We start from the raw sequence: 25,174 nt of genomic DNA, 5'->3' as shown, positions 1-25,174 counted from the left end.
TGCGCGGAGCCGGTCGGCGGCTTCATGCCGATGGCCGGCGAGCTGCGGCTCGTGCTCGGCGCGTCCGGGGCGTTCGTTCTGTTCTACGTCTTGATCGGCGGACCAATCGGGCGTGTAGCGCAAGCCGCCGCCAAGACGTTCTTCTAGATGGGATTCGTGCTCGCGCCGACTTGTGTCTCCGAGGGCTTCCGGCTCGAAGCCCACGACAAGGTCGGCTCGACGAATGCGCTGGCGCTGGAGCGCGCCCGCGACGGCGATCCCGGTAGGCTCTGGATAGTATCCAAGCAGCAGGATAGCGGCCGCGGCCGGCGTGGCCGGGCCTGGGCGACGCCGCCCGGCAATCTCGCGGCGACGCTGCTCCTCGTTACCGGCGGCGATCTTCGCACCGCAGCCACGCTCGGTTTCGTCGCCGGCCTGGCGCTCGCCGACGCGCTGAATGCCGCGGTTCCGAACGGCCGCTTCGCGATCGCGCCGGATGGCGGCAGCGGTGCAGGCCGCAAACGCTTCGAGCTGAAATGGCCGAACGACGTACTGGCCGAAGGCGCCAAGCTCGCGGGCATTCTGCTGGAATCCTCGGTGCTCGGGCAGGACCGCTGCGCCATCGCAGTCGGCATCGGCGTCAATGTCGTCGCTTATCCCGACGATGTTCCCTATCCGGCAACTTCGCTGAGGGCGCTCGGCGCGACATGTGAGGCCGAGACTCTGTTCCTGGCGTTGTCGGACGCCTGGAGCGAAAATGCGCGACTCTGGAACGAGGGCCGTGGCCTGACTGAAATCCGCCGGCGCTGGCTTTCCCGCGCGGCGGGGCTAGGTAGCCAAGTCGCGGTGCGCGTCGACGGCAATGTCGTGCGCGGCGTGTTCGAGACGATCGACGAGGATTGCCGCTTCGTGATCCGCGACGATCGCGGTGATGTATTGACGATAGCCGCGGGCGACGTGCATTTCGGCGCGGTCGCCTCCGCCGGCGCTGCCTGAGGGCAGGAGAGGGATAAGAATGGCGACGACCCGCAATGCTGAACTCGTCTTCGTGCCGCTCGGCGGCGTTGGCGAGATCGGAATGAACTTCGCGCTCTACGGTTACGGCCCCGCTCAGAACCGCGAGTGGATCGTGGTGGATGTCGGGGTGACATTTCCCGGCCCGGACCTGCCGGGCGTCGACCTGGTGCTGCCCGACACGCGCTTCATCGAGGCCGAGGTCAACAATCTGCGCGGCATCGTCATCACCCATGCGCATGAGGACCACTACGGCGCGCTGCTTGAGCTCTGGCCGCGCCTCAAGGCGCCGGTCTGGATGACGCCGTTCGCGGCTGGCCTTCTGGAGGCCAAGCGCCAGGGGGAAAATGGCGCCCCGAAGGTCCCCGTGACGGTCTATCGCGCCGGCGAAACCTTCACCGTCGGCCCGTTCACCATCGAGGCGATCCCGGTCAGCCATTCGATACCCGAGCCGGTGTCGCTCGCCATCACCTCGCCGCTCGGCACGGTGATCCATACGGGCGACTGGAAGCTCGATCCCGCACCCGAAATCGGCCCGATGACCGACGAGGCGCGGTTCCGCGCGCTCGGCGAGAAAGGCGTGCTGGCGCTGATCTGCGATTCCACCAATGCCATGCGCGAAGGCGAATCGCCCTCGGAACAGGCAGTGGGGCAGGGGCTGCGCGGCGTCATTGAAAAGGCGCCAGGCCGCGTCGCAGTCACCACCTTCTCGTCCAATGTCGGCCGCGTCCGCTCGATCGCCGAAGCCGCCCGCGATACCGGCCGCCAGGTTCTGGTGCTCGGCCGTTCGCTGAAGCGCATGATCGATGTCGCCAGCGAACTCGGCTACATGGAAGGCCTGCCGGAATTCATCGCGGAGGAGGATTACGGCTTCATTCCGCGCGAAAACCTCGTCATTATCTGCACCGGCAGCCAGGGCGAGCCGCGCGCTGCGCTAGCCAAGCTGGCACGCGATGAAATGAAGACCGTAGCGCTGTCGCCGGGCGACATCGTCGTCTTTTCGTCGCGCACGATCCCCGGCAACGAAAAGGCCATTCTCGAGATCAAGAACCGGCTCATCGAGCAGGGGGTGCGGATCATCGAGGACAATGAGGCGCTGGTGCACGTGTCGGGCCATCCCCGCCGCAACGAGTTGCGCAAGATGTATGAATGGACGCGGCCCAGGATCGCCGTGCCGGTACATGGCGAGGCAGCCCACCTTGTCGCGCACGGCGCGCTTGCGAGTGCGGCCGGCGTTCCGGAGGTCGCGCAGGCGCGCAATGGCGATATGCTGCGGCTGGCGCCGGGCGCTGCCGAAATCATCGACCAGGTGCCTTTCGGCCGCGTCTACAAGGACGGCAAGCTGATCGGCGACGACGAGGCGATGGGCATTCGCGACCGGCGCAAGCTCTCCTTCGCCGGGCATGTGGCGGTCAATGTGGTGCTCGACGAGCGGTATGAGCTCGCAGGCGACCCGGATTTGGTCGCCATCGGCGTCGCGCTTGCCGATCGCGGCGGCGAAGATCTCGAGGAGATCATGCTGGATGCGGCGATCGGCGCCGTGGACTCCATACCGCGCCAGCGGCGAAAAGACCTCGATCTGGTGCAGGAATCAGTGCGCCGGGCCGTGCGCTCCGCCGCCAACGAAGCCTGGGGCAAGAAACCGCTGGTGACGGTGTTCGTCACAAGGTGAGGTCGTAGGGAATGGGCAGTAGGCAGTAGGGACAACGGAAGATCGGCGAGCAGAAACGGTTCTCGATATCGACCTACCCTACCGCCCATTCCCTACTGCCTGGTCAAAGTTTGCGTCACGCGTTTTCATGGAGTTCCCATGCTCGGCCGCCTGAACCATGTCGCCATCGCCGTGCCGGATCTCGCCGCGGCAAGCGCCGTCTATCGCGACACGCTGGGCGCCAGGCTCACGGAGCCGCAGGCATTGCCCGAGCACGGCGTCACCGTGGTGTTCATCGATACCGGCAACACCAAGGTGGAATTGCTCGAGCCGCTCGGCGAAGACTCGCCGATCGCTGCCTTTCTGGAAAAAAAGCCGGCCGGCGGCATGCATCACATCTGTTACGAGGTCGACGACATAATCGCCGCCCGCGATCGGCTGAAGGCGGCCGGCGCCCGCGTGCTCGGCGATGGCAACCCCAGGATCGGCGCGCACGGCAAGCCGGTGCTGTTCCTGCACCCCAAGGATTTTCTCGGCACGCTGGTGGAACTGGAACAAGCATGAGCTGGATTTCCGTCGCCGCCATCTACTTCATCATCTGGTGGCTGGTGCTGTTCGCCACGCTGCCGTTCAGCCTGAAGACCCAGGACGACGAGGGCGAGACGGTGCTTGGCACCGTTTCGAGCGCGCCGCAGGGCCCGCATATGCTGCGCGCCATTCTTCGCACAACCGTCGTTTCGTTGCTGATCTTCGGAGCGCTATATGTTTTGACCCGAGTGGTCGGCCTCGGCATAGACGACATTCCGCGCTTCATACCGGAATACAACTGAGTCATGCTTCGCGTGACTTCTCAGCAAAGGCTCACAAGTTTTTCCGATTGCTCAAAAAAAATGCAAGGCACAAGGCCTTGCAATTAAACGCGTCCGATCTGCTTTCCGGTGTTCCGGCGGCTGCGAGTAACCGCGCCTAGATCGCATCCTCCCAAGACTTTGACCGCGTAGGAAGGCAGATTTTGCTCTGCCCTCTCGGTTATCGGGGCACATTAGACCAACCTGCAATAAAATGTCACTAGAAATATTGCGCTGAAACGGCCCTTGATGTGCTGCACTGCACAATAGTTCGGCAGGCGATGCTTGCGAAACGCACAGCGCCCGGTGAGCTTCGACGCGCGGGTTTCCATCCGGCCTTGAAATGGCTATGAAGCGCGTGCAAGCACCGGCCTTGCCGCCGATTCCGGCGTCATTTCTTCACTCCACGGAACCCTCATGCGGCTGTCGCGCTACTTCCTGCCCATCCTCAAAGAAAACCCGCGCGAAGCGGAGATCATCTCCCACAGGCTGATGCTGCGCGCCGGCATGATCCGGCAGCAGGGGGCGGGCAGTTTTTCCTGGCTGCCGATGGGAAAGAAGGTGCTGGACAAGGTCTGCCGCATCGTCCGCGAGGAGCAGGATCGCGCCGGCGCGCTGGAGATCCTGATGCCGACGATTCAGTCGGCCGACCTGTGGCGTGAGAGCGGCCGTTACGAGGACTACGGCAAGGAGATGCTGCGCATCAAGGACAGGCACGAGCGCGACATGCTGTTCGGCCCGACCAATGAGGAGATGGTCACGGAGATCTTCCGCTCCTATATCAAATCCTACAAAGACCTGCCGCTGAACCTTTATCACATACAGTGGAAATTCCGCGACGAAGTGCGGCCGCGCTTCGGCGTGATGCGCTCCCGCGAATTCCTGATGAAGGACGCCTATTCCTTCGATCTCGATTTTGAAGGCGCGAAGGCCGCCTACAACCGCATGTTCGTATCCTATCTCCGCACCTTTACTCGCATGGGACTGAAGGCCATCCCGATGCGCGCTGACACCGGCCCGATCGGCGGCGATCTCAGCCATGAATTTATCATCCTGGCGGACACCGGCGAAAGCCAGGTTTTTTGCCACCGTGACTATCTCGACCTGGAAGTGCCGGGCGAGGCGACGGATTTCACAAACGACGATGAGATCGCCGGCATCGTGCGCGACTGGACGACGCCCTATGCGGCGACTGACGAGATGCACGACGAGGCGGCGTGGGGCAAGATCGCCGAGGGCGACCGGCTTTCGGCGCGCGGCATCGAGGTTGGCCACATCTTCCATTTCGGAGACAAATATTCGAAGCCGATGGGCGCCAAGGTTACCGGTCCCGACGGCAAGGAGCACAACGTCTCGATGGGATCATACGGCATCGGGCCGACCCGGCTGATTGCGGCGATCATCGAGGCCAGTCACGATGAGAACGGCATCATCTGGCCAGAATCGGTGGCGCCGTTCGATGTCGGCATCATCAACATGAAGGCCGGCGACGCTGAATGCGACCGCGTCTGCGACGATCTCTACAGCAAGCTTACCGCGGCGGGCAGGGACGTGCTCTACGACGACACCGATCAGCGGCCCGGTGGCAAGTTCGCAACCGCCGACCTGATCGGTCTGCCCTGGCAGATGATCGTTGGACCGCGCGGCGTGGCGGCCGGCGAGATCGAGATCAAGAACCGCCGCACCGGTGAACGCGAGACGCTGCCTATCGATGCAGCCGCGAAACGGATCGGCGCTGCATGAGCGAGACGGTCGCGACAGCAAAGCCGACCGGCGCCGGACCTTTCTCGCCGTTCGAGCGCATGGTCGCCTGGCGCTATCTGCGTTCCAGGCGCAAGGAGACGGTGATCTCGGTAATCGCCTCGATCTCCTTCATTGGCATCATGCTGGGCGTCGCGACGCTTATTATCGTCATGGCGGTCATGAACGGCTTTCGCGCCGAACTGCTGACGCGCATCCTCGGCATCAACGGCCATCTGATCGTCCAGCCAGTCGACATGCCGCTCGAGGATTTTGCCGAAGTGGCGGGCCGGATCAACGGCGTGTCCGGCGTCAAATACGCGATCCCGCTGATCGACGGGCAGGTGCTGTCGTCGGGCGATGCCGGACCCGGAACCGGCGCCCTGGTGCGCGGCATTCGCGGCGAGGATCTGGGCAAGATCACGCTGGTGGCCAACAACATCCGCCAAGGCTCCATCGTCGGCTTCGACACTTCGGAAGGCGTGGCGATCGGCCAGCGCATGGCGGACAATCTTGGCCTGGCGCTTGGCGATTCCATCACGCTGGTCTCGCCCGACGGCGACGTGACCCCCTTCGGCACCACGCCGCGCGTGAAAGCCTATCCCGTCGCCGCGATCTTCGAAGTCGGAATGTCGGAGTACGACTCCTCGATCATCTTCATGCCGCTCGCCGAGGCGCAGCTTTACTTCAACATGGAGGGGCGCGCCCAGTCGATCGAGATTTTTGTCGACAATCCCGACAATGTCGACGCGCTCAAGGCGCCGATCGAGGAAGCGGCGCAGCGGCAGATATTCCTGTCGGACTGGCGCCAGCGCAACCAGACCTTCTTTTCGGCGCTGCAGGTCGAGCGCAACGTCATGTTCATGATCCTGACGCTGATCGTGCTGGTCGCGGCGCTGAACATCATTTCCGGCCTCATCATGCTGGTAAAGGACAAGAGCCACGACATCGCCATACTGCGCACGATGGGTGCATCGCGCGGCGCGGTGATGCGCATCTTCCTGATGACGGGGGCGGCGATCGGCGTTACCGGCACGATTGCAGGCGTCATTCTCGGCATCGTCATCTGCCTCAACGTCGAATCCATCCGCCAGCTTTTCTCCTGGATGTCGGGTACGGTGCTGTTCAATCCCGAACTCTATTTCCTGAGCAAGCTGCCGGCCAAGATGGATCCGGGCGAGACATTTTCCGTCATATTGATGGCGCTGGTCCTGTCGTTCCTGGCGACGCTGTTTCCGGCGTGGCGCGCCGCCAAGCTCGATCCCGTCGAGGCGCTGCGTTACGAATGAAAATCGAAAATCGCTCCGGCGACATCATCGAGCTGAAAGGCGTCGAGCGGCACTATGTGCAGGGCCCGCGCAAGCTCACCATCCTGAACGGCGTGGACTTTTCGCTGCGGCGCGGCGAAATGGTGGCGCTCGTCGCGCCGTCCGGCACCGGCAAGTCGACGCTGCTGCACACGGCCGGCCTTTTGGAGCGCCCCGACGCCGGCGACGTTATCCTGTCCGGCAAGGCCTGCGGCCGCCTGTCCGATGACGACCGCACAGCGATCCGCCGCAATGACATTGGCTTCGTCTACCAGTTCCATCATCTGCTGCCGGAATTCTCTGCGCTCGAAAACATCATGATGCCGCAACTGGTCAAAGGGCTGCCGGCGACGGAAGCGAGCGAGAGGGCCAACCAACTGCTCGACTATATGCAGATCGGCAATCGCGGCCACCACCGCCCAGCGGAACTGTCAGGCGGCGAACAGCAGCGCGTGGCGATCGCCCGCGCCGTGGCCAATGCGCCACTGGTGCTGCTTGCCGACGAGCCGACCGGCAATCTCGACCCGGTTACGGCCTCCTATGTGTTCGAGGCGCTGGCGGCACTCGTCCGCCAGTCCGGGCTTGCCGCGCTGATCGCCACGCACAATCACGAGCTTGCGCGGCGCATGGACCGGCGCGTCACCCTGAACGAGGGCAAAGTCGTTCCACTTTGAGGATCTCGCTGGTCCTCTGTCGTCCTTTACCCTTCATTTACCCTCGCGCTTCTCGGCGTGCGCAAGTGTTTGACATTTGGATAAAAGGAGAACAAACTGCGAACATACTGAAAACAGGAGGGAATCATGACCGATTTGGTGCAAGACGTGGTCTCGCTGGTTTGCATGAGCACATTTCTGATTTCGATGGCCGTATGGATCGGCGCGCTCTGAGATTGCAGGTTTTCGGCGGCGACTGCCAGGTCGCCGCCGCTTGTTGCTCCGGCGCTCAATCGCCGAGGGCGACGCCTTCGCGGCGCGGATCGGCCCCGCCGGTCAATCCCGAAGGCTGGATGGCGACGCCATGCAGGCCGGAATTCAGATCCTTCACTGCGACCTTGTAGCCTAGTGCCTCGAGGTCGGCGGCCAGTCCTTCGGCGGTGGTTCCCTTTTCGAGATCGTAGGGACCGAACCGGTTGACGAGGTGCGGCATGGAGATCGCTGCCTGCATATGCATCTTCCAGTCGATCAGCCCGATCAGCGTGGTGGCGACATAGGAGATGATGCTTGAGCCCCCCGGCGAGCCGAGCGCGAAGACCGGCTTTCCGTCCTTGAGCACGATGGTCGGCGACATCGACGAGCGCGGCCGCTTGCCTGGCTCGACGCGGTTGGCGACGTTGTCGCCATCCTCGACAGGAGCGAAGGAGAAGTCGGTAAGCTCGTTGTTGAGCAGGAAGCCGCCCGTCATCAACCGCGCGCCGAAACCGTTTTCGATCGTGGTGGTCATCGAAGCGATGTTGCCGGCCGCGTCGACGATCACGAAATGTGAGGTCGACGGCATTTCGAAGGAGACGCCGTCGATGCGGAGTTCCGCCTTCTGCCATGCCGGTTCGCCGGCCTTGGCCTCGTCCTCGCCCAGCGCCGTCGGGCGGCGGAGCAATTCGGAACGCGCCTTGAGATAGGCTGGATCTAGAAGGCCCTCGGGCATCGAGACGAAATCGCTGTCGGCGACGTAGCGGCCACGGTCGGCGAAGGCGAGGCGGGTGGCGTCGCCGATCAGCCGCCAGGCTTCCGGATCATCCTTGCCCAATGTGGCGATGTCGAAGGGCTCGAGCAGGCCGAGGATCTGACTTACGGCGATCGCGCCGGAGGAGGGCGGTCCCATGCCGCAGACTTCATGGCCGCGATAGGGCGCACAGACGGCCGGCCTTTCCTTGACCTTGTACACGGCCATATCGTCCAGCGTCAGCAGGCCGGGATTGGTTGGATGCGAACGCACTGTTTCGACGATCTTTGCCGCGATCGGGCCGTTGTAAAAGGCATCCGCACCCTCCGCAGCCACGGCCCGGAGCGTCGCGGCATAGTCCGGATTACGCAGCATGTGCCCGGCGGGCAAAGGCGATCCGTCCTGTGCGAAGAAATAGGCGCGCGCGCCGGGATCCTCGTCGAGCTTCTCGCCCTCATTGGCGAGGAGCGCGGCAAGGCGAGGAGAGACGGCAAAACCGTCGTCGGCGAGCTTTATCGCCGGCGCGAACAGCGATTGCCATGGACGCGTGCCATAGCGCCGGTGGACGGTTTCGAGGAGCCTTGGCACGCCGGGAACCCCGACTGAGCGGCCTCCGACCACGGCATCCATGAATTCCAGAGGCTTGCCGTCGTCGCCGAGGAAAAGATCGGGCGTGGCCGCGGCGGGCGCGGTCTCCCGACCGTCGAAAGTGGTCATTTCGCCGGTCTTGCCGTCGTACCAGACGAGGAAGGCCCCGCCGCCCATGCCGGAGGATTGCGGCTCGACGAGGCCCAGCACCGTCTGCACCGCCACGAGCGCATCGGCCGCATTGCCGCCGGCGCGCAGCACCTCGATGCCTGCCTCGGCAGCCAGCGGGTTGGCGGCGACGACCATCTGGCGCTTGGCCTGAACGGCCGGCTTCGATTCGATCGCGGTCTTTGCCTCCGGCGCAACCGTGTCGGCCGCCTGCTGCGCCGCGGCCGGCCCGGCCAGCAGCAAGGTCAGGGCCAGCGCCCGCCACAAGGCGCCGCTCCCGAAAACTCCTCCATTCATGTCATGCGCTCCTTTTGTGCTGCGCCCCCGCAACATCCAGAACCGGCCCGAACACCTCGACGAAGGCAGCCTTCAGCGCCAGATCGAGATCGGCCATCGTTGCCGGCAGGCCAAGGTCGACCAGGCTGGTCACACCGTGGTCGGCCACGCCGCAAGGCACGATGCCGGTGAAATGGGAAAGATCGGGTTCGACGTTGATGGCGATGCCGTGGAAGCTGACCCAGCGCCTCAGTCTGATGCCGATCGCGGCGATCTTCTCCTCTGCAGCCGAGCCGTCCGGCATGGGCGGCCGGTCCGGCCGCACCACCCAGACGCCGACGCGGTCCTCCCGGCGCTCGCCGCGCACGTTGAATTCCGCCAGCGCGGCAATGATCCAGTCCTCCAGAGCCGCAACGAAGGCGCGCACGTCCTCGCGCCGGCGCTTCAGGTCGAGCATGACATAGGCCACCCGCTGGCCGGGACCGTGATAGGTGTATTCGCCGCCGCGGCCGGCATTGAACACCGGAAAACGGTCGGACTCGACAAGATCCTCGATGCGGGCCGATGTTCCGGCTGTATAAAGCGGCGGGGGGTCGACGAGACAGACCAGTTCCCCCTCCGTACCGTCGCGGATAGCGGCGGCGCGGGCTTCCATCACCGCGAGCGCCTCCTTGTATCCGGTAAGGCCGGGCTCGATTCGCCATTCAGCCGGCGCGGAACCGGGCGCGGGCAGGAACGATCCGGTTATCTGGCTGCGTTCTGACATGAGGCTCTCGCTTGGCCTGCATCATATGGCGGCTAGCGCTGAAAAGGTCCAGTTTTGTTGTGGGCCAGGGCGGCCGGCGACATGTGTCCACACAGTGCTTTCCTGCGCCGAATAATGCCTCCGGCGCACTTGTTTCGCCGGAAACGATTTGCTACATGCCGCTGGCCGGTTCCGACCGGCTCTTTCGTGACGTGCGGTCGTGGCGGAATTGGTAGACGCGCAGCGTTGAGGTCGCTGTGGGGCAACCCGTGGAAGTTCGAGTCTTCTCGACCGCACCAGGAAATGCTTGTAGCTTGTTGACTTTGCTGCGCAATTTTTGTTGGGGCCAATTTTAACCCGAAACTGCCATACAAGCTGGTGGGATGCACGTTGCGTCCCGGACGGCGGACGTGCGGCCAATCCGGGACTCATGGCCCAATCTATTGATCGGCTACGCCGGATCAGAGTGATTCAGCCGAGCGCGGCCGTAAGGCCGCGGCTGGGCGCGCAAGGCTGGAATGTCGAAGAGGCCGAAGCCGCTCGCCCGGTCGCCACCGCCTTATCCGCTCATTCTGCCCGACATGCCCCTGCCGGTCGGGCGGGGGCGTCGTTATTGACGCCGTCAGTTCGGCATCTTTCGATCGTTGGCAAGTTACGATTTGGGTTCCGTCTTTGGCGCAGGTTGCCGCGTAAAGGACCGAACGTCCGAAAATTCCTCGGCGTCGCGGGCGATCTCGATTCGGCTGGTGACATATCGCGTCAGCAACTCGCTCACCGAGCGGAGCGCATCGAGATGGATGCGCTCGTAACCATGCGAGGCGTCGATGCCGAAGGTGACCAGGGCCGTGCGGATGTCGTGCCCCGCCTCCAGGGCGGAAGCTGAATCGGAGCGGTAGTGGCGAAACACGTCCTTCCGGCAGTCGATCCCGTTCTCGCGGCAGAGCTCCACCAATTTCCGCGTCAGGTGGTAGTCGAATGGGCCCGACTGGTCGGCCATGCAGATCGTCACTCCGAACTCGGAGGAATTCTGGCCAGGCGCGCTGGTGCCGTTGTCTACCGCCACGAGCGAAGCGATGTCCGGCATGATGACCGAGGAAGCGCCGACGCCCACCTCCTCGGCAATGGTGAAGAGCCAGTGGACATCGACAGGGAGAACGGCATCGGAGCGCCCCAGAGCCTCTATGGCCGCGAGCATGATCGCCACGCCCGCCTTGTCGTCGAGATGGCGGGAATTGATGAAGCCGCTGTCGAGGAACTCGGGCTGCGGATCGACCGCGACGATGTCGCCGATCTCGATGCCGAGCGCCATTGTCTCTTCAGCGCTCGTCGTGCGGGCGTCGATCCGCAGTTCGACGAAATCCCACCCTGTGGGCTGAGTGTCCACTTCCTCGTTGTGGGTGTGGCCCGACGCCTTGAGCGGCAGGATCGTGCCGCGGAGGATCTTCTCGTAGCCATAAATGGTGACCCGCGCCCCTTCAGCGAAACGGGCCGACCAGTGGCCGATGGGCGCAAGCGCCAGGCGGCCGTTGGCCGTGAGGGCCTTCACCTGCGCACCCAAGGTGTCGATATGGGACACGATTGCCCGGGCGCCCTCTCTGCTCCCGCCCTGGCGTACCGCGCGTATCGCCCCCCGGCGGGTCAGTTCCGGCTGCAGCCCCAGCCGTTCCAGTTCGCGACTGCAGTAGCGAACCGCGTTGTCTGTATACCCGGTGGGGCTATCGATCGACAGCAGCGCCTTCAATTGGGCGACCAGATAATCGACATCGATATTCGGCTGGTTCATGCGGGTTCCATTCTTGCGGAAGCGTCTTGTGTACGACGGGTCCGCGACAGAGGGAACAGCAGGTCGATGAAGCGTTCGGCCGTCGGCTGAGGTTCATGGTTGGCGAGCCCCGGCCGCTCGTTGGCCTCGATGAAGACGTAGTCGGGCTCGGCTGGCGACTTGACCATGAAGTCGATGCCGGTGACCGGAATGTCGATCGCATGCGAGGCGAGGCACGCCGCCTCAACCAGTTTCGGATGCACGATGTCGGTGACATCGTGGATCGAGCCGCCGGTATGAAGGTTCGCCGTCTTGCGCACCACTACCTCTTCACCGGGGTCAGGCACGGTCTCGAGCGTTCTGCCGGCGCTGGCGAGGCAGCGTTGCGCCTCCTCGTCGATCGGGATATTGCTCTCGCCGCCGGTCGCGGCGGCGCGTCGGCGAGACTGCTGCTCGATGAGTTCCTTCAGGTCCTTCTGCCCGTCCCCGACCACACGAGGCGGCCGTCGTATCGCTGCGGCGACGACCTGATGATCGATGACGATCAGCCGCAGGTCCTCTCCTTCGAAACAGGCCTCGACCAACACGCGGTTGCTGGTCTGCCGAGCCTCGGCGACGGCCCGTCTCACGTCGGGCATATTGGTCAGGCCGACCGACACCCCACGCCCTTGCTCGCCGCGCGCAGGCTTGACGACCACGCTGCCGTGCTTCTCAAGAAATCCTTCCACAGCCTCGTCGTCGTCGGCGGTAATTTGCTCGGGGACGTTCAGACCGGCGGCTGAAACCAGGCGCCGGGTAACCGCCTTGTCGTCGCAGATCGACACTGCAACGCCCGAGGTCAATTCTGAAAGACTCTCGCGGCAGTGAATCGAGAGGCCGCCATACGACAGGCGGAAAAACCCTCCGGCTGCGTCCGTGATTTGTGCGTGCACACCGCGCCGCCGCGCCTCGTCGACGATAATGCGCGCGTAGGGGTTCAGCGCATCGTATTCCTCCAGCGGGGATGCGAACAGCTTTTCGTTGATCGGGTTCTTCCGCTTCACCGCGAATACCGGAATGCGCCGGAAACCGAGTTTCTCGTAAAGGCCTATCGCCTGTTCGTTGTCGTGCAGTACGGAAAGGTCGAGATAGGCGGCGCCGCGTGCCTGCATGTACTCCGCAAGGCGCCGCACCAGCATCTCGCCGATACCCGGATAACGTGACTGGGGATCGACAGCGAGGCACCAGAGCGAGGAGCCCTGTTCCGGGTCATCGAACAGCCTGCGATGGTCGACGCCGGTCACGGTGCCGATGATTTCGCCCGTGGCCTCCTCCTCGGCGACAAAATAGGCAAGTGAACGGCTGTCCCGGTTCGCCCAGAAGAAGTCCGGCGACACCGTCACCATTCCGCGGGATGCATAGATGGCGTTCACCGCTTTCGCGTCCGCTTCCGAGGCAAGCCGCCGGATGAAGTAGCCCTTGGGCGAACGACGACCCGCCCGGTAGGTCGAGAGGTCGAGCCGGTATGTGTGGGAGGGATCGAGGAACGTCTCCTGCGGCGCGAGGCTAAGCAGCACATGCGGGTCGCGTACGTAGAATGCGATGTCGCGGCGGTCGGGTCGTTCCTGGCGCAGCGCCGCAACGATGTCCTCATTTGTCTTGAACGTCTGAGCGAAAATCAGGCTGCCCCATCCACAATCCAGCACCACCTGTTCGCGGGGCCGCTTGCCGGAGTCGCGCCCCTCATCGATCGGCGCATTCATGGAATGCACGCGCAGCCTTCTCAGGCGATGATCCAAACCCTTTTCGCTCCGCATGCCGCTGTGTCTCTTAGCCATGGCAAACCCCCGTCACTGCGTCATATCTGATTGGCCTGGAGCCACATCTCCAGCAGTCCCACCTGCCAAAGCTCCGATCCGCGAAGCGGCGTCATGTGCTCCGCCGGTGCTGCGAACAACTGCTCGAGATAGTCCTGGCGGAATAGGCCGCGTTCGCGCGCCCGGTCTGCGGCCAACGCGTCGCGCAGCATTTCGAGATACGGGCCATCGATATATTTGAGCTGGGGAACCGGGAAGTACCCCTTTTTGCGGTCGATGACCTCATGCGGAACGATCTGCCGGGCGACGTCCTTGAGCACACCCTTGCCATTGTCCTTGAGCTTTTCCTCGAACGGAATCCGGGCAGCGAGCTCGACCAGTTCGTGGTCGAGAAATGGCACGCGCGCCTCCAGTCCCCAAGCCATCGTCATATTGTCCACTCGCTTAACCGGATCGTCGACGAGCATGACATTGGTATCGAGCCGAAGAGCACGGTCAACCGGCGTGTCGGCGCCCGGACGCATCAGCTCCTCTTCGACAAGCTTGCGGCTGTGATCTCCGCCGTCGATCCAGTCCGGCCCAAGCTGACGCTTCAAGGTCTCGTGGGAGCGGTCGAAGAAAACCTTGGCGTAATCGTTGACCACGTCGTTGGTATGGGCAAGTGGCGGATACCAGTGATAGCCGCCGAACACCTCGTCGGCACCCTGTCCCGACTGAACCACCTTGATATGCTTGGAGACCTCCTTGGAAAGGAGATAGAATCCGACATTGTCATACGAGACCATCGGTTCCGACATCGCGGCGATCGTTCCGGGGAGTGCATCCATCAGGCGCTCTGAAGGCACGAAGATCTTGTGGTGATCGGTGCCGAACTCGCGGGCGATGAGGTCGGAATAGACGAATTCGTCGCCTTTCTCGCCATTGGCCTCCTCAAAGCCGACCGAAAAACTCATCAGCCCCGTCTGCCCCATCTCGGCAAGAAGACCCACGATGAGGCTGGAATCGACGCCTCCCGACAGCAAAACGCCCACGGGAACATCGGCAACCATGCGCCGCTTCACAGCAAGGCGCAGCGCCTGCAACACGCGGTCGCGCCATTCTTCCGCGGAGACGCCGCTGTCTGCCGGGTGGCGCGTATAGGGCGGATCCCAATAGCGCCGATCAGTGGTGCGACCGTCCTTCTCGATGATGCGAATGGTTGCCGGCGGCAGCTTGCGCACACCATTGATGATAGTGCGCGGCGGCGGCACCACGGCGTGAAAGCTCATATAGTGGTGGAGCGCCACGCGGTCGATCGAAGTGTCGATGCCGCCTGCCTTCAGCAACGCGGGAAGCGTGGATGCAAAACGCAGCGTCTTGCCCGACTGCGCAAGGTAGAGCGGCTTGATCCCGAAGCGGTCACGCACCATCACGATCCGCCCGCTGTCGCGCTCCTGGATGACGAAGGCGAACATACCGTGGAAGCGCTCGATGCATGTCTCGCCCCAAGCGTGCCAAGCCTTCAGGATGACCTCGGTATCGCCATGCGAGAAGAAGCTGTAGCCTTCCGCTTCCAGCTCGCGCCGCAACTCCGGATAGTTGTAGATGCAGCCGTTGAAGGCGATGGTCAGGCCGAGCGCCGAGTCAACCATGGGCTGCTGCGCCTTTTCCGACAGGTCGATTATCCGCAGGCGCTGATGGCCGAATCCCGCATTGCCATGCGAGACGACGCCGGACCCGTCCGGGCCTCTCGGCGCAAGCGACTCCATCATCTTCAGGATTGCCGGAACGGACGGCGCGGCGCCGTCAAATCTCACTTCACCACAAATGCCGCACATCGCGGATACATACTCTCCGTTTGTCTATTGCTGACGGGTGCTGAAGTCCTCATATAGTTAGAGTTCGAATTGTTTGAACCCCTGTCATATGATGAAACCTGAAATTTTATCGCCCAGCCCAGCAGTGGCCATGTCGTCCGAGGAAACGCGCACCCTCCTGAAATCGATCCGCCGCATCGTGCGCGCCAATGATCTGCAGTCGCGGGCGCTGGCGAAATCCACCGGACTAACGGGGCCGCAATTGGTGATCCTGATGGCAGTGGCGGAACTGGGCAAGGTCACGACCAAGGCGTTGGCCGAACACGCCGACCTAAGTCCGGCAACGGTCGTAACGGTGCTGGAAAATCTGGAGCAGCGGGAGATCGTGGAACGCTACAGGTCGGAAGCCGACCGGCGGATCGTTTATACGCGTCTGACACCGAAAGGCCTGGCGCTCGTCTCTCACGCGCCGCGCGTGTTCGGTGACGATTTCGCTCGCCGATTTGCTGGCTTGCCCGCCAAACGGCGGCTCGAACTTGTCGAGAGCATAGCCGAACTGGCTCAACTCATGAGCGCCAATGGCTGAACGCCTTTGAACCCGCCCCACTCTTTTTCCCGGGATCGTCTTCGGCGCCTGCGCTCAACCGGCAGCGCCGCTTAGCCTGATCAGCGCCGACAGCATCAGGTTCGCGCCCTTCTCGATGTCGCTCCAATCCGTCCATTCGCGCGGCGAATGGCTTATTCCGCCACGGCTTGGGACGAAAATCAGCGCCGACGGGCACAGCGCCTGCATCGTCTGCGCGTCATGTCCGGCTCCCGACGGCATCGCCAATGCCTGCAGGCCGAGCCTTTGCGCCTCCTCATGCAGCATCGCTGCAAGCCCCCGGTCCAGATGGACGGGCTCGATGCGGCTCTGTTCCTGAACTTTGGCCTCTAAGCTATTTGCGCGAGCGGCTGTCTCGACTTCATCCCTGACAGCGGTCGCGAGGCCATCCATGGCGGCGCCGTCAATATCCCGGATGTTGACGATGAATTCGGCCTCGCCCGGAATGGTATGGATGAAGTTCGGCCGCAGATCGGCCTTGCCGATCGTGATGCGCGAGTTCTCACTCCCGCGAGCCGCTATAATGCCCGGTATGGCCGTGCCAACCTGCGCAAGTCCGGCAAATGCGTCTGCTCGAAGATCCATGGGCGTCGTGCCGGAATGGTTGGCCTCGCCTTCAAGGCGGACTCGGAGGTTGCAGACGCCGGAAACGGAATGCGCGACGCCGACGGGCATCGAGCGGCTCTCCAGAACCGGGCCTTGTTCCACATGGAGTTCCAGAAAGGCGCTGATATCGGTGCGCCCGGCCTGGAGAGCATCCATGGCGTTGAGCCCCTGCGCCGCCATGGCATTGATGAGCCTGACCCCGTCCGCATCGGCCGCTTGCGAGAGCCATTCGGCGCTGAGCGCGCCGCTGATAGCCTGCGAGCCCAGCATGCCGCCGAAGCGCCCTTCCTCCTCCGCGGTAGCAACGACTTCTATTGCGAGCCTCGGAGAAAGGCCGGCGTCGCGCATTGCCAAAACGCATTCCAGCGCGACGGCCACACCCAGCGCCCCGTCGAATGCGCCGCCTTCCAGTACTGTGTCGAGGTGCGATCCAGCCATGATGCAGGGTCCCTCCAAAGGGCCGAAGCGGCCGAACAGGTTGGCCACGCCATCGCGGCTTGTGACAAGTCCGGCTGCCCGCATCTGGTCCAGGAGCCATTCCCGCGCCGCCATGTCGGCTTCGCAATAGCCGACCCGGTTGTATCCACCCGTATCTGGATTGAAGCCGAAGCCGTTGATGCCGTCCAGCAGCCGGCGCAGGCGGTGTGTGTCTATGGCGAGTTGCTGGGAATGCATGGCTGCTCGAACCGTTCAGTGGCGGCGCCCTCCGCTTCACGCGTGGCGCGGTAAGAAAATTCTTTATGATAAATGGTTGCAACAACGCAAATTATCAGAATTAATTGCGCGGGCGTAAGGACAAGGAGCCCATCATGATAAAACTCCTGGCCGCCGCCATCGCCGCGGCACTGCTGGCCCTCACACAGGCGGCGTCTGCGCAGACGCCTCCCAACGCACTTGTGGTCGGCCAGATTGCCGAGCCGAAGTCGCTCGACCCGCATGCCGTCACGGCCGTCAACGATTTTCGCATCCTGGTGAACGTCTATGACGGGCTGACCCGCTACAAGGACGGGACGCTCGAAGTGGAGCCGTCCCTGGCCGAAAGCTGGGAAGTGTCGGAGGACGGCAAGACCTACACGTTCAAGCTACGCTCCGGCGTCACCTTCCATGACGGGTCGCCTTTCAATGCTGAAGCGGTGAAGTTCAACTTCGACCGCATGCTCGACGAGGGGCATCCCCACCACGACACCGGACCTTTCCCGCTGGCATTCTTCTTCTCTACAGTCGAAGAGGTGAACGCCGTCGACGACCTTACGGTTGAGTTTCGGCTTTCGGAGCCATTCGCGCCATTCCTGTCCAATCTGGCCTATCCCACCGGTCTTATTGTCTCGCCCGAGGCGGTGAAGGAGCACGGCAAGGATTTTGGGCGCAACCCGAGTGGCACCGGCGCCTTCAAGTTCGAGGAGTGGCAGGCGAACTCGCGCGTGGTGGTAACCCGCAACGAGGAATACTGGGATGGCCCGGCTCCGCTCGAGGCCGTCATCTACCGCCCGATCACGGACTCCAATACGCGCATAGCGGAGATGCTGTCGGGCGGTCTGGATGTAATGGTGGAAGTTCCTCCGGACAGCCTGCAGCAGTTTCAAGGCAACGACGACTTCCAGATCCACGAGCAGGCAGGACCGCATGTCTGGTTCCTGATCCTCAACATGAAGGAAGGGCCGTTTGCCGACAAAAAGGTTCGTCAGGCCGCCAATTATGCCATCAACAAGCAGGCGCTGGTCGAGAACATCCTTCAAGGCACGGCGGAGATCGCGGCCAGTCCCACTCCGCCGGCATTCGCGTGGGCGTACAATCAGGATCTCGAACCCTATCCACACGACCCTGAACGCGCCAGGAAGTTGCTCGAGGAAGCCGGCTACAACGGGGAGGAGCTTACTTTCTACGTGGCCGAAGGCGGCTCCGGGATGCTCGATCCGGTAGCCATGGGCACAGCCATCCAGGCCGATCTGGAAGCCGTAGGAATGCCGACGAAGATCGAGACCTATGAGTGGAACACCTATCTCGGAAAGGTGAACCCGGGTCTGGAGAGCAAGGCGGACATGGCCGAAATGGCATGGATGACGAACGATCCCGACACGCTGCCCTTCCTTACACTCCGCTCGGAAGCCTTGCCGGAGAATGGCGGCTTCAACTCGGGGTATTATTCCAACGAGCGGGTGGACAAGCTCCTGAACGAAGCACGGACCGCCACCAGCCAGGAACGCCGCGCCGAACTCTATAAGGAAATGCAGGAGATCGTGCGGGAAGACGCACCTTGGGTATTCGTGGCGAACTGGAAACAGAACGCGGTCACCCGCGCCAACGTCGCAGATTTCAAGCTGCAGCCGTCCTTCTTCCTGATGCTGCAGGACGTTTCCAAGCAGTAGCGTTGCGAGCGGCCGCCGGGCGGGATGTCCCCTGCGGCCGCTCTTTCCCGCTTGAGGGTCGTGTCGTGGCAGCCTACATCGCTAAGCGTCTGATCACCGCCATTCCCGTATTGCTCGGGTTGTCGCTGATCGTCTTCCTGATCATGGCGATGATTCCCGGCGACCCGGCGACGGCCATTCTCGGTTCCTACGCAACGCCGGAAAATGTCGAGCGGCTCAACCGCAGCCTTGGCCTCGACAGGTCTCTGCCTGAGCAGTACTTCATCTGGCTCGGCAACCTGCTTCAGGGAGATTTGGGCAGGTCCTATGCGCTCAACCGTCCGGTACTGGACGAAGTGCTGGAGCGGTTCTCCGCGACGTTGATCCTCGCAAGCACTGCACTAGCGCTGTGTACGGTCTTTGGACTGCTCGCGGGCATTGTCTCGGCCGTTCGCCAGTTCGGCTGGGCTGACCGCATCGTCACCCTGTTCGTGCTCGTCGGCATCTCTATACCGTCCTTCTTCCTTGCATTGCTGCTCATCCTGTTTTTTGCAGTACGGCTGCAGGTGCTGCCGGCTTCCGGCATGTATGCGATCTATGGAGGTGGAGATCTCCCCGATCTACTCCACCACCTTATCTTGCCCGCCGTCACGCTCGCCGTGGTTGCGACAGGTGTGGTCGCCCGGCTGACGCGCACCGCCATGCTGGAGGTGCTGAGGCAGGACTACATCCGCACGGCGCGCGCGAAAGGGCTGGGCGAGCGTAAGGTGATTTATCGCCACGCCCTCAAGGCGGCCATGGTGAGCATCGTCCCGGTGGTCGGCTTGCAGGCCGGTTTCGTACTCGGTGGCGCCGTCTACATCGAGACGGTGTTCCAGTGGCCGGGCATAGGGGCAATGCTCGTAAAGGCGATCTCTACGCGGGATATTCTGCTCGTACAGGGAGGAGTGCTGTTCGTCGCCGCCGCCTATGTATTCGTCAACCTCATCGCCGACGTTGTCCAGGCGACGCTGGATCCGAGGCTCAAGGCATGAGCGTTCCGATCCTGGAGGCGACTCCGACGCCCGAGCCGATGATAACGCGTCAGACTACGTGGCGCCTCCTTATGAACAACAGGCTGGCGGCCGCGGGCTTCTACGTTATAGCGCTCGTCGTTCTAATAGCGCTCCTGGCGCCTCTCCTGCCGCTCCACGACCCCGACGTGACAGACCCAGCCGACCGGCTGCTGCCGGTGTTCTCCGAAAGCCATATCCTCGGCACCGATCACCTCGGCCGGGATGTGCTGGCGCGACTTGTCTGGGGGACGCGCATTTCACTCTTGGTCGGCATTTCTGCCGCCCTGATGGCGGCCTTCTTCGGTTCCCTGATCGGCCTCGTGGCCGGCTATGCGGGCGGGCGGACAGATAACCTCATCATGCGCGGCATAGATATGCTGATGGCGTTTCCCTACATCCTGCTGGCGCTGGCTATCGTGGCTGTGCTGGGGCCAGGCCTGCTCAATGCGCTCTACGCCATCGCCGTGGTGAACATTCCGTTCTTCGCCCGCAACGTCCGCGGCATCGCGCTCGGTCTGTCGCATCGTGAATTCGTCGACGCCGCACGACTGTCCGGCAAGAGCCACACCGCGATCGTGGCGACGGAAATCCTGCCCAACGTGTTGCCGGTCATCGTCATCACCATGTCGACCACGGTCGGGTGGATGATACTGGAGACGGCGGGCCTGAGCTTCCTCGGTCTCGGCGCGCAGCCGCCACAGGCGGACCTCGGCTCGATGCTGGGCCAAGGCCGCGCCCTCCTCTTCACCGCGCCGATGATTTCGGTCGTTCCCGGTGTCATGGTGTTCCTGATCGTCATGAGCATCAACCTGCTGGGTGACGGCGTGCGGGACGCGCTTGATCCCCGATTGAGGGCAGGGGCCCTGACCCGTCCCATGCCGGTGACCCGCATCGACCGCGAAAACGTGCCCGCGCCTGACGAAATGGCGAGAGCATCCGCGCTGGCCGTGACGGAACTGGAAACCAGCTTTGAAACCGCAGGCGGGAGAGAGCCGGCGGTGAAGGGAGTGAGTTTCAGCCTGCGGAAGGGTGAATGCCTGGGACTTGTCGGGGAGAGCGGATCCGGCAAGAGCGTCACCGCCCTGTCGGTTCTCGGCCTCGTCGCATCGCCACCCGGGGTGATCACCGGGGGGGCCGTGACGATCGAGGGGCGTGACGTATTCTCGCTCCGCGAAACGGAGATCGGATCGCTGCGCGGCGGCAAGGTGGCATATATCTTCCAGGATCCGCTGACAACGCTGCATCCTCTCTTCACAGTCGGTGAACAGGTTGCCGAGGCGATCCGGGCTCACCAGCCGGTCGGACGTGCGCAAGCCCAGGCGAAGGCGGTCGATCTGTTGAGGACCGTGCGCATTCCCGATCCCGAGCAGCGCGCGAGCGCCTATCCGCATGAGCTTTCGGGTGGGCAGCGCCAGCGCGTGGGCATCGCGATGGCGCTCGCCAACGAGCCGGACATCATCATCGCCGACGAGCCCACCACCGCGCTCGACGTCACCGTGCAGGCGGAGATATTGCGACTGCTGCAGGTGTTGCGACAGGAGCGCGGATTGGCGCTTTTGTTCATCACCCATGACTTCGGCGTGGTGGCTGAGATCTGCGACCGCGTGGCGGTCATGCGACGAGGTGAGATCGTGGAGGCGGGCGATACAGCGGCCGTCCTCGGCAATCCGCAACACCCGTACACGAAGAGGCTGATCGCCTGCGTGCCCAAACCGGGTCAAGGCAGGCGGTTTCTCGAGGCCATCCGCCGATTGCCGGCTGAAGAGGCTGCGGGAGGTTCCGGCTCATGACCGACGCGATCAGCGTGAAGAATCTCAGCAAGACCTTCGGTGGCGAGTGGTCGCTGTTCGGCGGGCGCAGTCACGAGGTCAAGGCGGTGAGAGATGTCACGCTTTCCGTGAAACAAGGCGAGACGCTCGCCCTTGTCGGGGAGAGCGGCTCCGGCAAGTCCACCCTGGCGCGCATGATCGTCGGGCTGGATGTGCCGACATCGGGCGAGATGCGGATCGCGGGAAAGGACGCAAGAGCCCTCTGGGCCGAAGGGCCGCAAGCCTTTGGCCGCGTGATCCAGTATGTGTTCCAGGATCCGGTTGCGTCGCTCAATCCGCGCAAGACCGTAACTGCAATCCTCGACGCGCCGCTGCGGCTCCTGAGGGGATATGATCAGCGTCGGCGCCAGGTTCGGATGCGGGAACTGATGGAGGCCGTGCAGATGCCGGCGGACTCTCTGGGCCGTTACCCGCACGAATTCTCGGGCGGGCAGGCGCAACGGATTGCAATTGCAAGGGCGCTGGCGGCAGAGCCGCGGATCATGGTGCTCGACGAGCCGGTTTCCGCTCTCGACGTTTCGGTGCAGGCGCAGGTTCTTCTGCTACTGGAGGACCTGCGCAGGGAATTCGATCTTTCCTACCTGTTCATCAGCCACGACCTGGCGGTGGTGGAGAGTATCTCCGACAGGGTCGCGGTGATGTTTTTCGGTGAAGTAGTCGAGACGGGGGCCGCCGAACAGCTTTTCAGATCGCCCCGGCACGAATACACCAAGCGGCTGATAGCGAGTGCGCCGCGATTGGAGACGGCTCTGGGCGCAACAAGGGGCGCATGAAAATGCCGGGGCAAGACGAAAGCATCGCGACTGTTCCCGCGGTGACCCGCCGCCGCAAGCGGCCGGATACGGTCGCCGACCAGATCCGGGAGCGGATCATCGAGAACGGCCTTGTTCCGGGCGACCGGCTGCCGCACCAATGGATCGAACCGGAGACCTGGCATGTTTCGCGTGGGACTTTGCGCGAAGCTCTAAAAGTTCTTGAATCGCAAGGACTGACGCACAGCAAGACCGGACCGGGCGGCGGCGTATTCGTCTCGTCGATCGAGTCAGAACACGCGATCCGTCTTCTCGACAATCTCTTCCTTCAAAGGCAGCCTTCGATCGCCGACATCTACTCGATCCGCAAGGAACTGGAGCCGGTGCTGGCGGCCAGCTTGGCTGGAAAGCTGACACCGGCGGCGCTGTCTCTGCTGCAGGCCACGGTCCGCCTCTACGAGGACGAACCCACGACTACGGAGGAGGAGTACCGGCAGCGAATGGCCGAACTCGATTTCCATGACGAACTTGCGCGGCTCAGCCAGAACCAACTGCTCGGTTTTCTTTGCAGGTTCCTGGTCAGCCTGTTGCGGGACACGGCCGTTTGCAGGGATATCTACCAGCAGCACAATCCAGCACTACGGGAAACCGGGCTGCACTATCAGGTGGCGCTGCTCAGGGCGATTAAAGCAGGCGATGCAGATCGCGCCTGCGCCGTTATGCGCAACCACATGATCGCGGCCGAGGCGTATATGCTGGAGCGGGCCGAAATCCGCCGCAGGCGCGAGCCAAACCTCGGCGCTGTGTGACAAGTGGCTTCAGCCCCTTACCAATGGGCGCGGTGGGCATTTTCGTTTCAGCTACGGCGGGATGTGTATCCGAAAAAATCTAGCCGGAAGAGCCCGATGACCGGGCCCTTCCGGGAGCAGGCTCAGAGAATGAAGTCTGTCCCCGCCATGAAGGTGGTGCCGGCGACGAGTATCTGCATGTCGGCGATTGAATCGCCGTTCACATCGGCGTCGATGATCACGTTGCCGCTGTAGTTGGTATAGCGAAGCTGGCCGGCCACGCCTGAGAAAGCCGCGCTGCCGATGAAGGAGAACGCCTGGTTGCCGCCGACAAGCGTGTTGGCGTCGATAGTCGAGAGATCGATGCGGTCGAAGCCGTGGGCGAAACCGCCAACGATCGAGTCGCGGAGCGCCGGTCCAGCCGGACTGTCGGAAACCAGATCGAAATCGAACCGATCATTTCCCGCGCCGCCATTGAGGATATCGCCGCCCGCCCCGCCGATCAGGGTGTCGTTTCCGGCTCCGCCGTTCAGGATGTCGTTGCCGGCGCCGCCGACCATGAAGTCTTTTCCGTCACCGCCGCTCAGGCCGTTGTTGCCCGAATTGCCGACCATGGTGTTGTTCAAGCTGTTGCCGGTTCCGTTCAGATTGCCTGAACCCTTCAGTTCCAGACGCTCGACCTCTGTGCTCAGGGTCCAGTTGATGAAAGAACGCACGGTATCGGTGCCGCCGCCGGCAGCTTCGATCGTCCTGTCGCCCGCTGCGGCGACCACGAATATGTCATCCCCGGCGCCGCCCACCATGAAGTCGTTTCCGGCTCCGCCGTTGAGCAAGTTGGCGCCGGAATTGCCGACCAGCGTGTTGGCGAAGGCATTGCCGGTGCCGTTCAGATTGCCTGAACCCTGCAGTTCCAGTCGCTCGACATTGTCGGCCAGCGTCCAGTTGATGAAGGCACGAACGGTATCCGTACCCTCGCCGGCGAGTTCAGTGGTGATGTCGCCCGTCGCAGCCACGATGTAGATGTCGTCGCCGGTACCGCCGGCCATCGTGTCGTTGCCGGCGCCGCCGTTGAGCAAGTCGTTGCCGGCTCCGCCATCCAGCAGGTCGTTGCCGACTCCGCCGTCCAGAAAGTCGTTGCCTGACTGCCCGAAAATCGAGTCGTTGCCGGCATCGCCGAATAGTTTGTCGTCGCCCCCGATAGTACGCGCGAGATCGGTTGCGATCAACGAGCCGATATCGCCGAAGATGGCGTCGTCGCCAGCGCCGCCGCGAATCGTGTCGTCTCCGCCGATGACCGTCGCCGTACCAGCGGCTGCCACGAAATCATCCGCGGCAATTGCCGGAGAGATACTCGACAGCACGAGCAGATCGCCGGCGAGGATGTCATCACCGCCGCCGCCGTCAATGTCGTCGTTGCCACCTTCGATGCGTGAGCCTGTCGTGGAATTGTCTTCGGCGACGTCGCCGACGATGATTTCGTCCTCACCGCTTCCGCGGATCGTGTCGGCTCCGCCAATGACCTCGGCGAAATCGTCGATCCGGCCGACATCGCCGACGAGCCTGGCGCGGGAACCGTCCGCCTGGACCGGATCGAGCCCGGTGATCTCGTCGTCGCCGCCCTCTACCCTGGCCATGGCGTTTGCCGCCTCGCCGCTTGCCGCGAAGGCATCGCCGGCTACGACGGACGACGCATTTCCGCTGGCGATCGACAGGGTGTCGTCGCCGCCGATGAGAGTGCCGCGCGCCTGCACGCCGAAGGCGTCGCCCACGAACTCCTGGATGGCTTCGGTCGTTACGCCGGTAATCAGGTCGTTGCCGGCCTCGTAGCGGGCAAATTCAGTGATGGTGACCAAGCCGCCCGGTATA

General features: G+C 63.2%; 20 protein-coding genes and 1 tRNA gene. 14 read left to right on the top strand and 7 right to left on the bottom strand.

Annotation, left to right across the window (positions count from 1 at the left end; translation table 11 throughout):
• Positions 1-147 precede the first annotated feature (147 nt).
• From MAXJ12_RS13410 to MAXJ12_RS13380, 7 genes are all read left to right on the top strand, one after another.
• A complete protein-coding gene (locus MAXJ12_RS13410) occupies positions 148-975 on the top strand; it encodes a biotin--[acetyl-CoA-carboxylase] ligase (protein WP_008836429.1) in 828 nt (275 codons plus the stop codon).
• A gap of 19 nt (positions 976-994) precedes the next feature.
• Complete coding sequence (locus MAXJ12_RS13405; RefSeq protein ID WP_008836428.1) at positions 995-2,665, top strand: ribonuclease J; 1,671 nt, start codon at positions 995-997, stop codon at positions 2,663-2,665.
• Between the two features lie 138 nt (positions 2,666-2,803).
• Entirely contained in the window at positions 2,804-3,208 is a 405-nt protein-coding gene (gene mce / locus MAXJ12_RS13400; RefSeq protein WP_008836427.1) for a methylmalonyl-CoA epimerase, read from the top strand.
• Positions 3,205-3,474, top strand: coding sequence for a DUF1467 family protein (locus MAXJ12_RS13395; RefSeq protein WP_008836426.1), 270 nt, complete (start codon positions 3,205-3,207; stop codon positions 3,472-3,474). The genes mce and MAXJ12_RS13395 overlap by 4 nt, the downstream gene beginning before the upstream one ends.
• A 435-nt stretch (positions 3,475-3,909) precedes the next feature.
• A complete protein-coding gene (gene proS, locus MAXJ12_RS13390) occupies positions 3,910-5,235 on the top strand; it encodes a proline--tRNA ligase (RefSeq protein WP_008836425.1) in 1,326 nt (441 codons plus the stop codon).
• Positions 5,232-6,521 carry a lipoprotein-releasing ABC transporter permease subunit gene (locus tag MAXJ12_RS13385; protein WP_008836424.1) on the top strand — a complete coding sequence of 430 codons (1,290 nt, stop codon included), beginning with the start codon at positions 5,232-5,234 and terminating at the stop codon, positions 6,519-6,521. The genes proS and MAXJ12_RS13385 overlap by 4 nt, the downstream gene beginning before the upstream one ends.
• Positions 6,518-7,213 (top strand): ABC transporter ATP-binding protein, encoded by a 696-nt coding sequence (locus tag MAXJ12_RS13380; RefSeq protein ID WP_008836423.1) that lies wholly within the window; start codon positions 6,518-6,520, stop codon positions 7,211-7,213. The genes MAXJ12_RS13385 and MAXJ12_RS13380 overlap by 4 nt, the downstream gene beginning before the upstream one ends.
• Positions 7,214-7,481: 268 nt before the next feature.
• Here MAXJ12_RS13380 and ggt read toward each other — a convergent pair whose 3' ends face one another.
• Positions 7,482-9,251: a gamma-glutamyltransferase gene (gene ggt, locus MAXJ12_RS13375; RefSeq protein ID WP_008836422.1), complete on the bottom strand. Its 1,770-nt coding sequence runs from the start codon at positions 9,249-9,251 to the stop codon at positions 7,482-7,484.
• A 1-nt stretch (position 9,252) separates the two neighbouring features.
• On the bottom strand, positions 9,253-9,996 hold the full coding sequence (lipB, locus tag MAXJ12_RS13370; RefSeq protein WP_008836421.1) for a lipoyl(octanoyl) transferase LipB: 744 nt from the start codon (positions 9,994-9,996) through the stop codon (positions 9,253-9,255).
• A 193-nt stretch (positions 9,997-10,189) separates the two neighbouring features.
• On the opposite strand from lipB, the gene MAXJ12_RS13365 reads away from it, so the two are divergent.
• Positions 10,190-10,274: transfer RNA gene (locus MAXJ12_RS13365), tRNA-Leu, on the top strand.
• A gap of 353 nt (positions 10,275-10,627) precedes the next feature.
• Here MAXJ12_RS13365 and MAXJ12_RS13360 read toward each other — a convergent pair.
• Genes MAXJ12_RS13360 through MAXJ12_RS13350 form a run of 3 tightly spaced genes read right to left on the bottom strand, consistent with a single transcriptional unit; the run spans position 10,628 to position 15,350 of the window.
• A complete protein-coding gene (locus MAXJ12_RS13360) occupies positions 10,628-11,758 on the bottom strand; it encodes an osmoprotectant NAGGN system M42 family peptidase (protein WP_008836420.1) in 1,131 nt (376 codons plus the stop codon).
• Positions 11,755-13,554 carry an N-acetylglutaminylglutamine synthetase gene (gene ngg / locus MAXJ12_RS13355; RefSeq protein WP_040586248.1) on the bottom strand — a complete coding sequence of 600 codons (1,800 nt, stop codon included), beginning with the start codon at positions 13,552-13,554 and terminating at the stop codon, positions 11,755-11,757. Before ngg ends, MAXJ12_RS13360 begins: the two co-directional genes overlap by 4 nt.
• A gap of 20 nt (positions 13,555-13,574) precedes the next feature.
• The gene (locus MAXJ12_RS13350) at positions 13,575-15,350 is read right to left on the bottom strand and encodes an N-acetylglutaminylglutamine amidotransferase (protein ID WP_008836418.1); all 1,776 of its coding nucleotides are present in this window, start codon (positions 15,348-15,350) and stop codon (positions 13,575-13,577) included.
• A 130-nt stretch (positions 15,351-15,480) separates the two neighbouring features.
• On the opposite strand from MAXJ12_RS13350, the gene MAXJ12_RS13345 reads away from it, so the two are divergent.
• A complete protein-coding gene (locus MAXJ12_RS13345) occupies positions 15,481-15,915 on the top strand; it encodes a MarR family winged helix-turn-helix transcriptional regulator (protein WP_008836417.1) in 435 nt (144 codons plus the stop codon).
• Positions 15,916-15,969: 54 nt separating this feature from the next.
• On the opposite strand, the gene MAXJ12_RS13340 is transcribed toward MAXJ12_RS13345, so the two are convergent.
• Complete coding sequence (locus MAXJ12_RS13340; protein WP_008836416.1) at positions 15,970-17,214, bottom strand: Zn-dependent hydrolase; 1,245 nt, start codon at positions 17,212-17,214, stop codon at positions 15,970-15,972.
• A 134-nt stretch (positions 17,215-17,348) separates the two neighbouring features.
• Between MAXJ12_RS13340 and MAXJ12_RS13335 the strand changes: the two genes are divergently transcribed.
• From MAXJ12_RS13335 to MAXJ12_RS13315, 5 genes are all read left to right on the top strand, one after another.
• Positions 17,349-18,905 (top strand): ABC transporter substrate-binding protein, encoded by a 1,557-nt coding sequence (locus tag MAXJ12_RS13335; protein ID WP_008836415.1) that lies wholly within the window; start codon positions 17,349-17,351, stop codon positions 18,903-18,905.
• A gap of 65 nt (positions 18,906-18,970) precedes the next feature.
• Positions 18,971-19,918, top strand: a complete 948-nt coding sequence (locus MAXJ12_RS13330) for an ABC transporter permease (RefSeq protein ID WP_008836414.1) — start codon at positions 18,971-18,973, stop codon at positions 19,916-19,918.
• Entirely contained in the window at positions 19,915-21,729 is a 1,815-nt protein-coding gene (locus MAXJ12_RS13325; RefSeq protein WP_008836413.1) for a dipeptide/oligopeptide/nickel ABC transporter permease/ATP-binding protein, read from the top strand. The genes MAXJ12_RS13330 and MAXJ12_RS13325 overlap by 4 nt, the downstream gene beginning before the upstream one ends.
• Positions 21,726-22,541 carry an ATP-binding cassette domain-containing protein gene (locus MAXJ12_RS13320; RefSeq protein WP_008836412.1) on the top strand — a complete coding sequence of 272 codons (816 nt, stop codon included), beginning with the start codon at positions 21,726-21,728 and terminating at the stop codon, positions 22,539-22,541. The genes MAXJ12_RS13325 and MAXJ12_RS13320 overlap by 4 nt, the downstream gene beginning before the upstream one ends.
• A gap of 2 nt (positions 22,542-22,543) precedes the next feature.
• Positions 22,544-23,329, top strand: a complete 786-nt coding sequence (locus MAXJ12_RS13315) for a FadR/GntR family transcriptional regulator (protein ID WP_040586249.1) — start codon at positions 22,544-22,546, stop codon at positions 23,327-23,329.
• 122 nt (positions 23,330-23,451) lie between these two features.
• Here the strand turns inward: MAXJ12_RS13315 and MAXJ12_RS13310 are convergent.
• The coding region (locus tag MAXJ12_RS13310) for a calcium-binding protein (protein WP_008836410.1) at positions 23,452-25,174 on the bottom strand (1,723 nt) is incomplete at its 5' end.

The organism is Mesorhizobium alhagi CCNWXJ12-2 (assembly GCF_000236565.1).
In the GTDB taxonomy this organism is placed as follows: Bacteria; Pseudomonadota; Alphaproteobacteria; order Rhizobiales; family Rhizobiaceae; genus Allomesorhizobium; species Allomesorhizobium alhagi.
The sequence above is the reverse complement of the archived record's forward strand: the minus strand, read 5'-3'. Positions and strand labels throughout refer to the sequence as shown.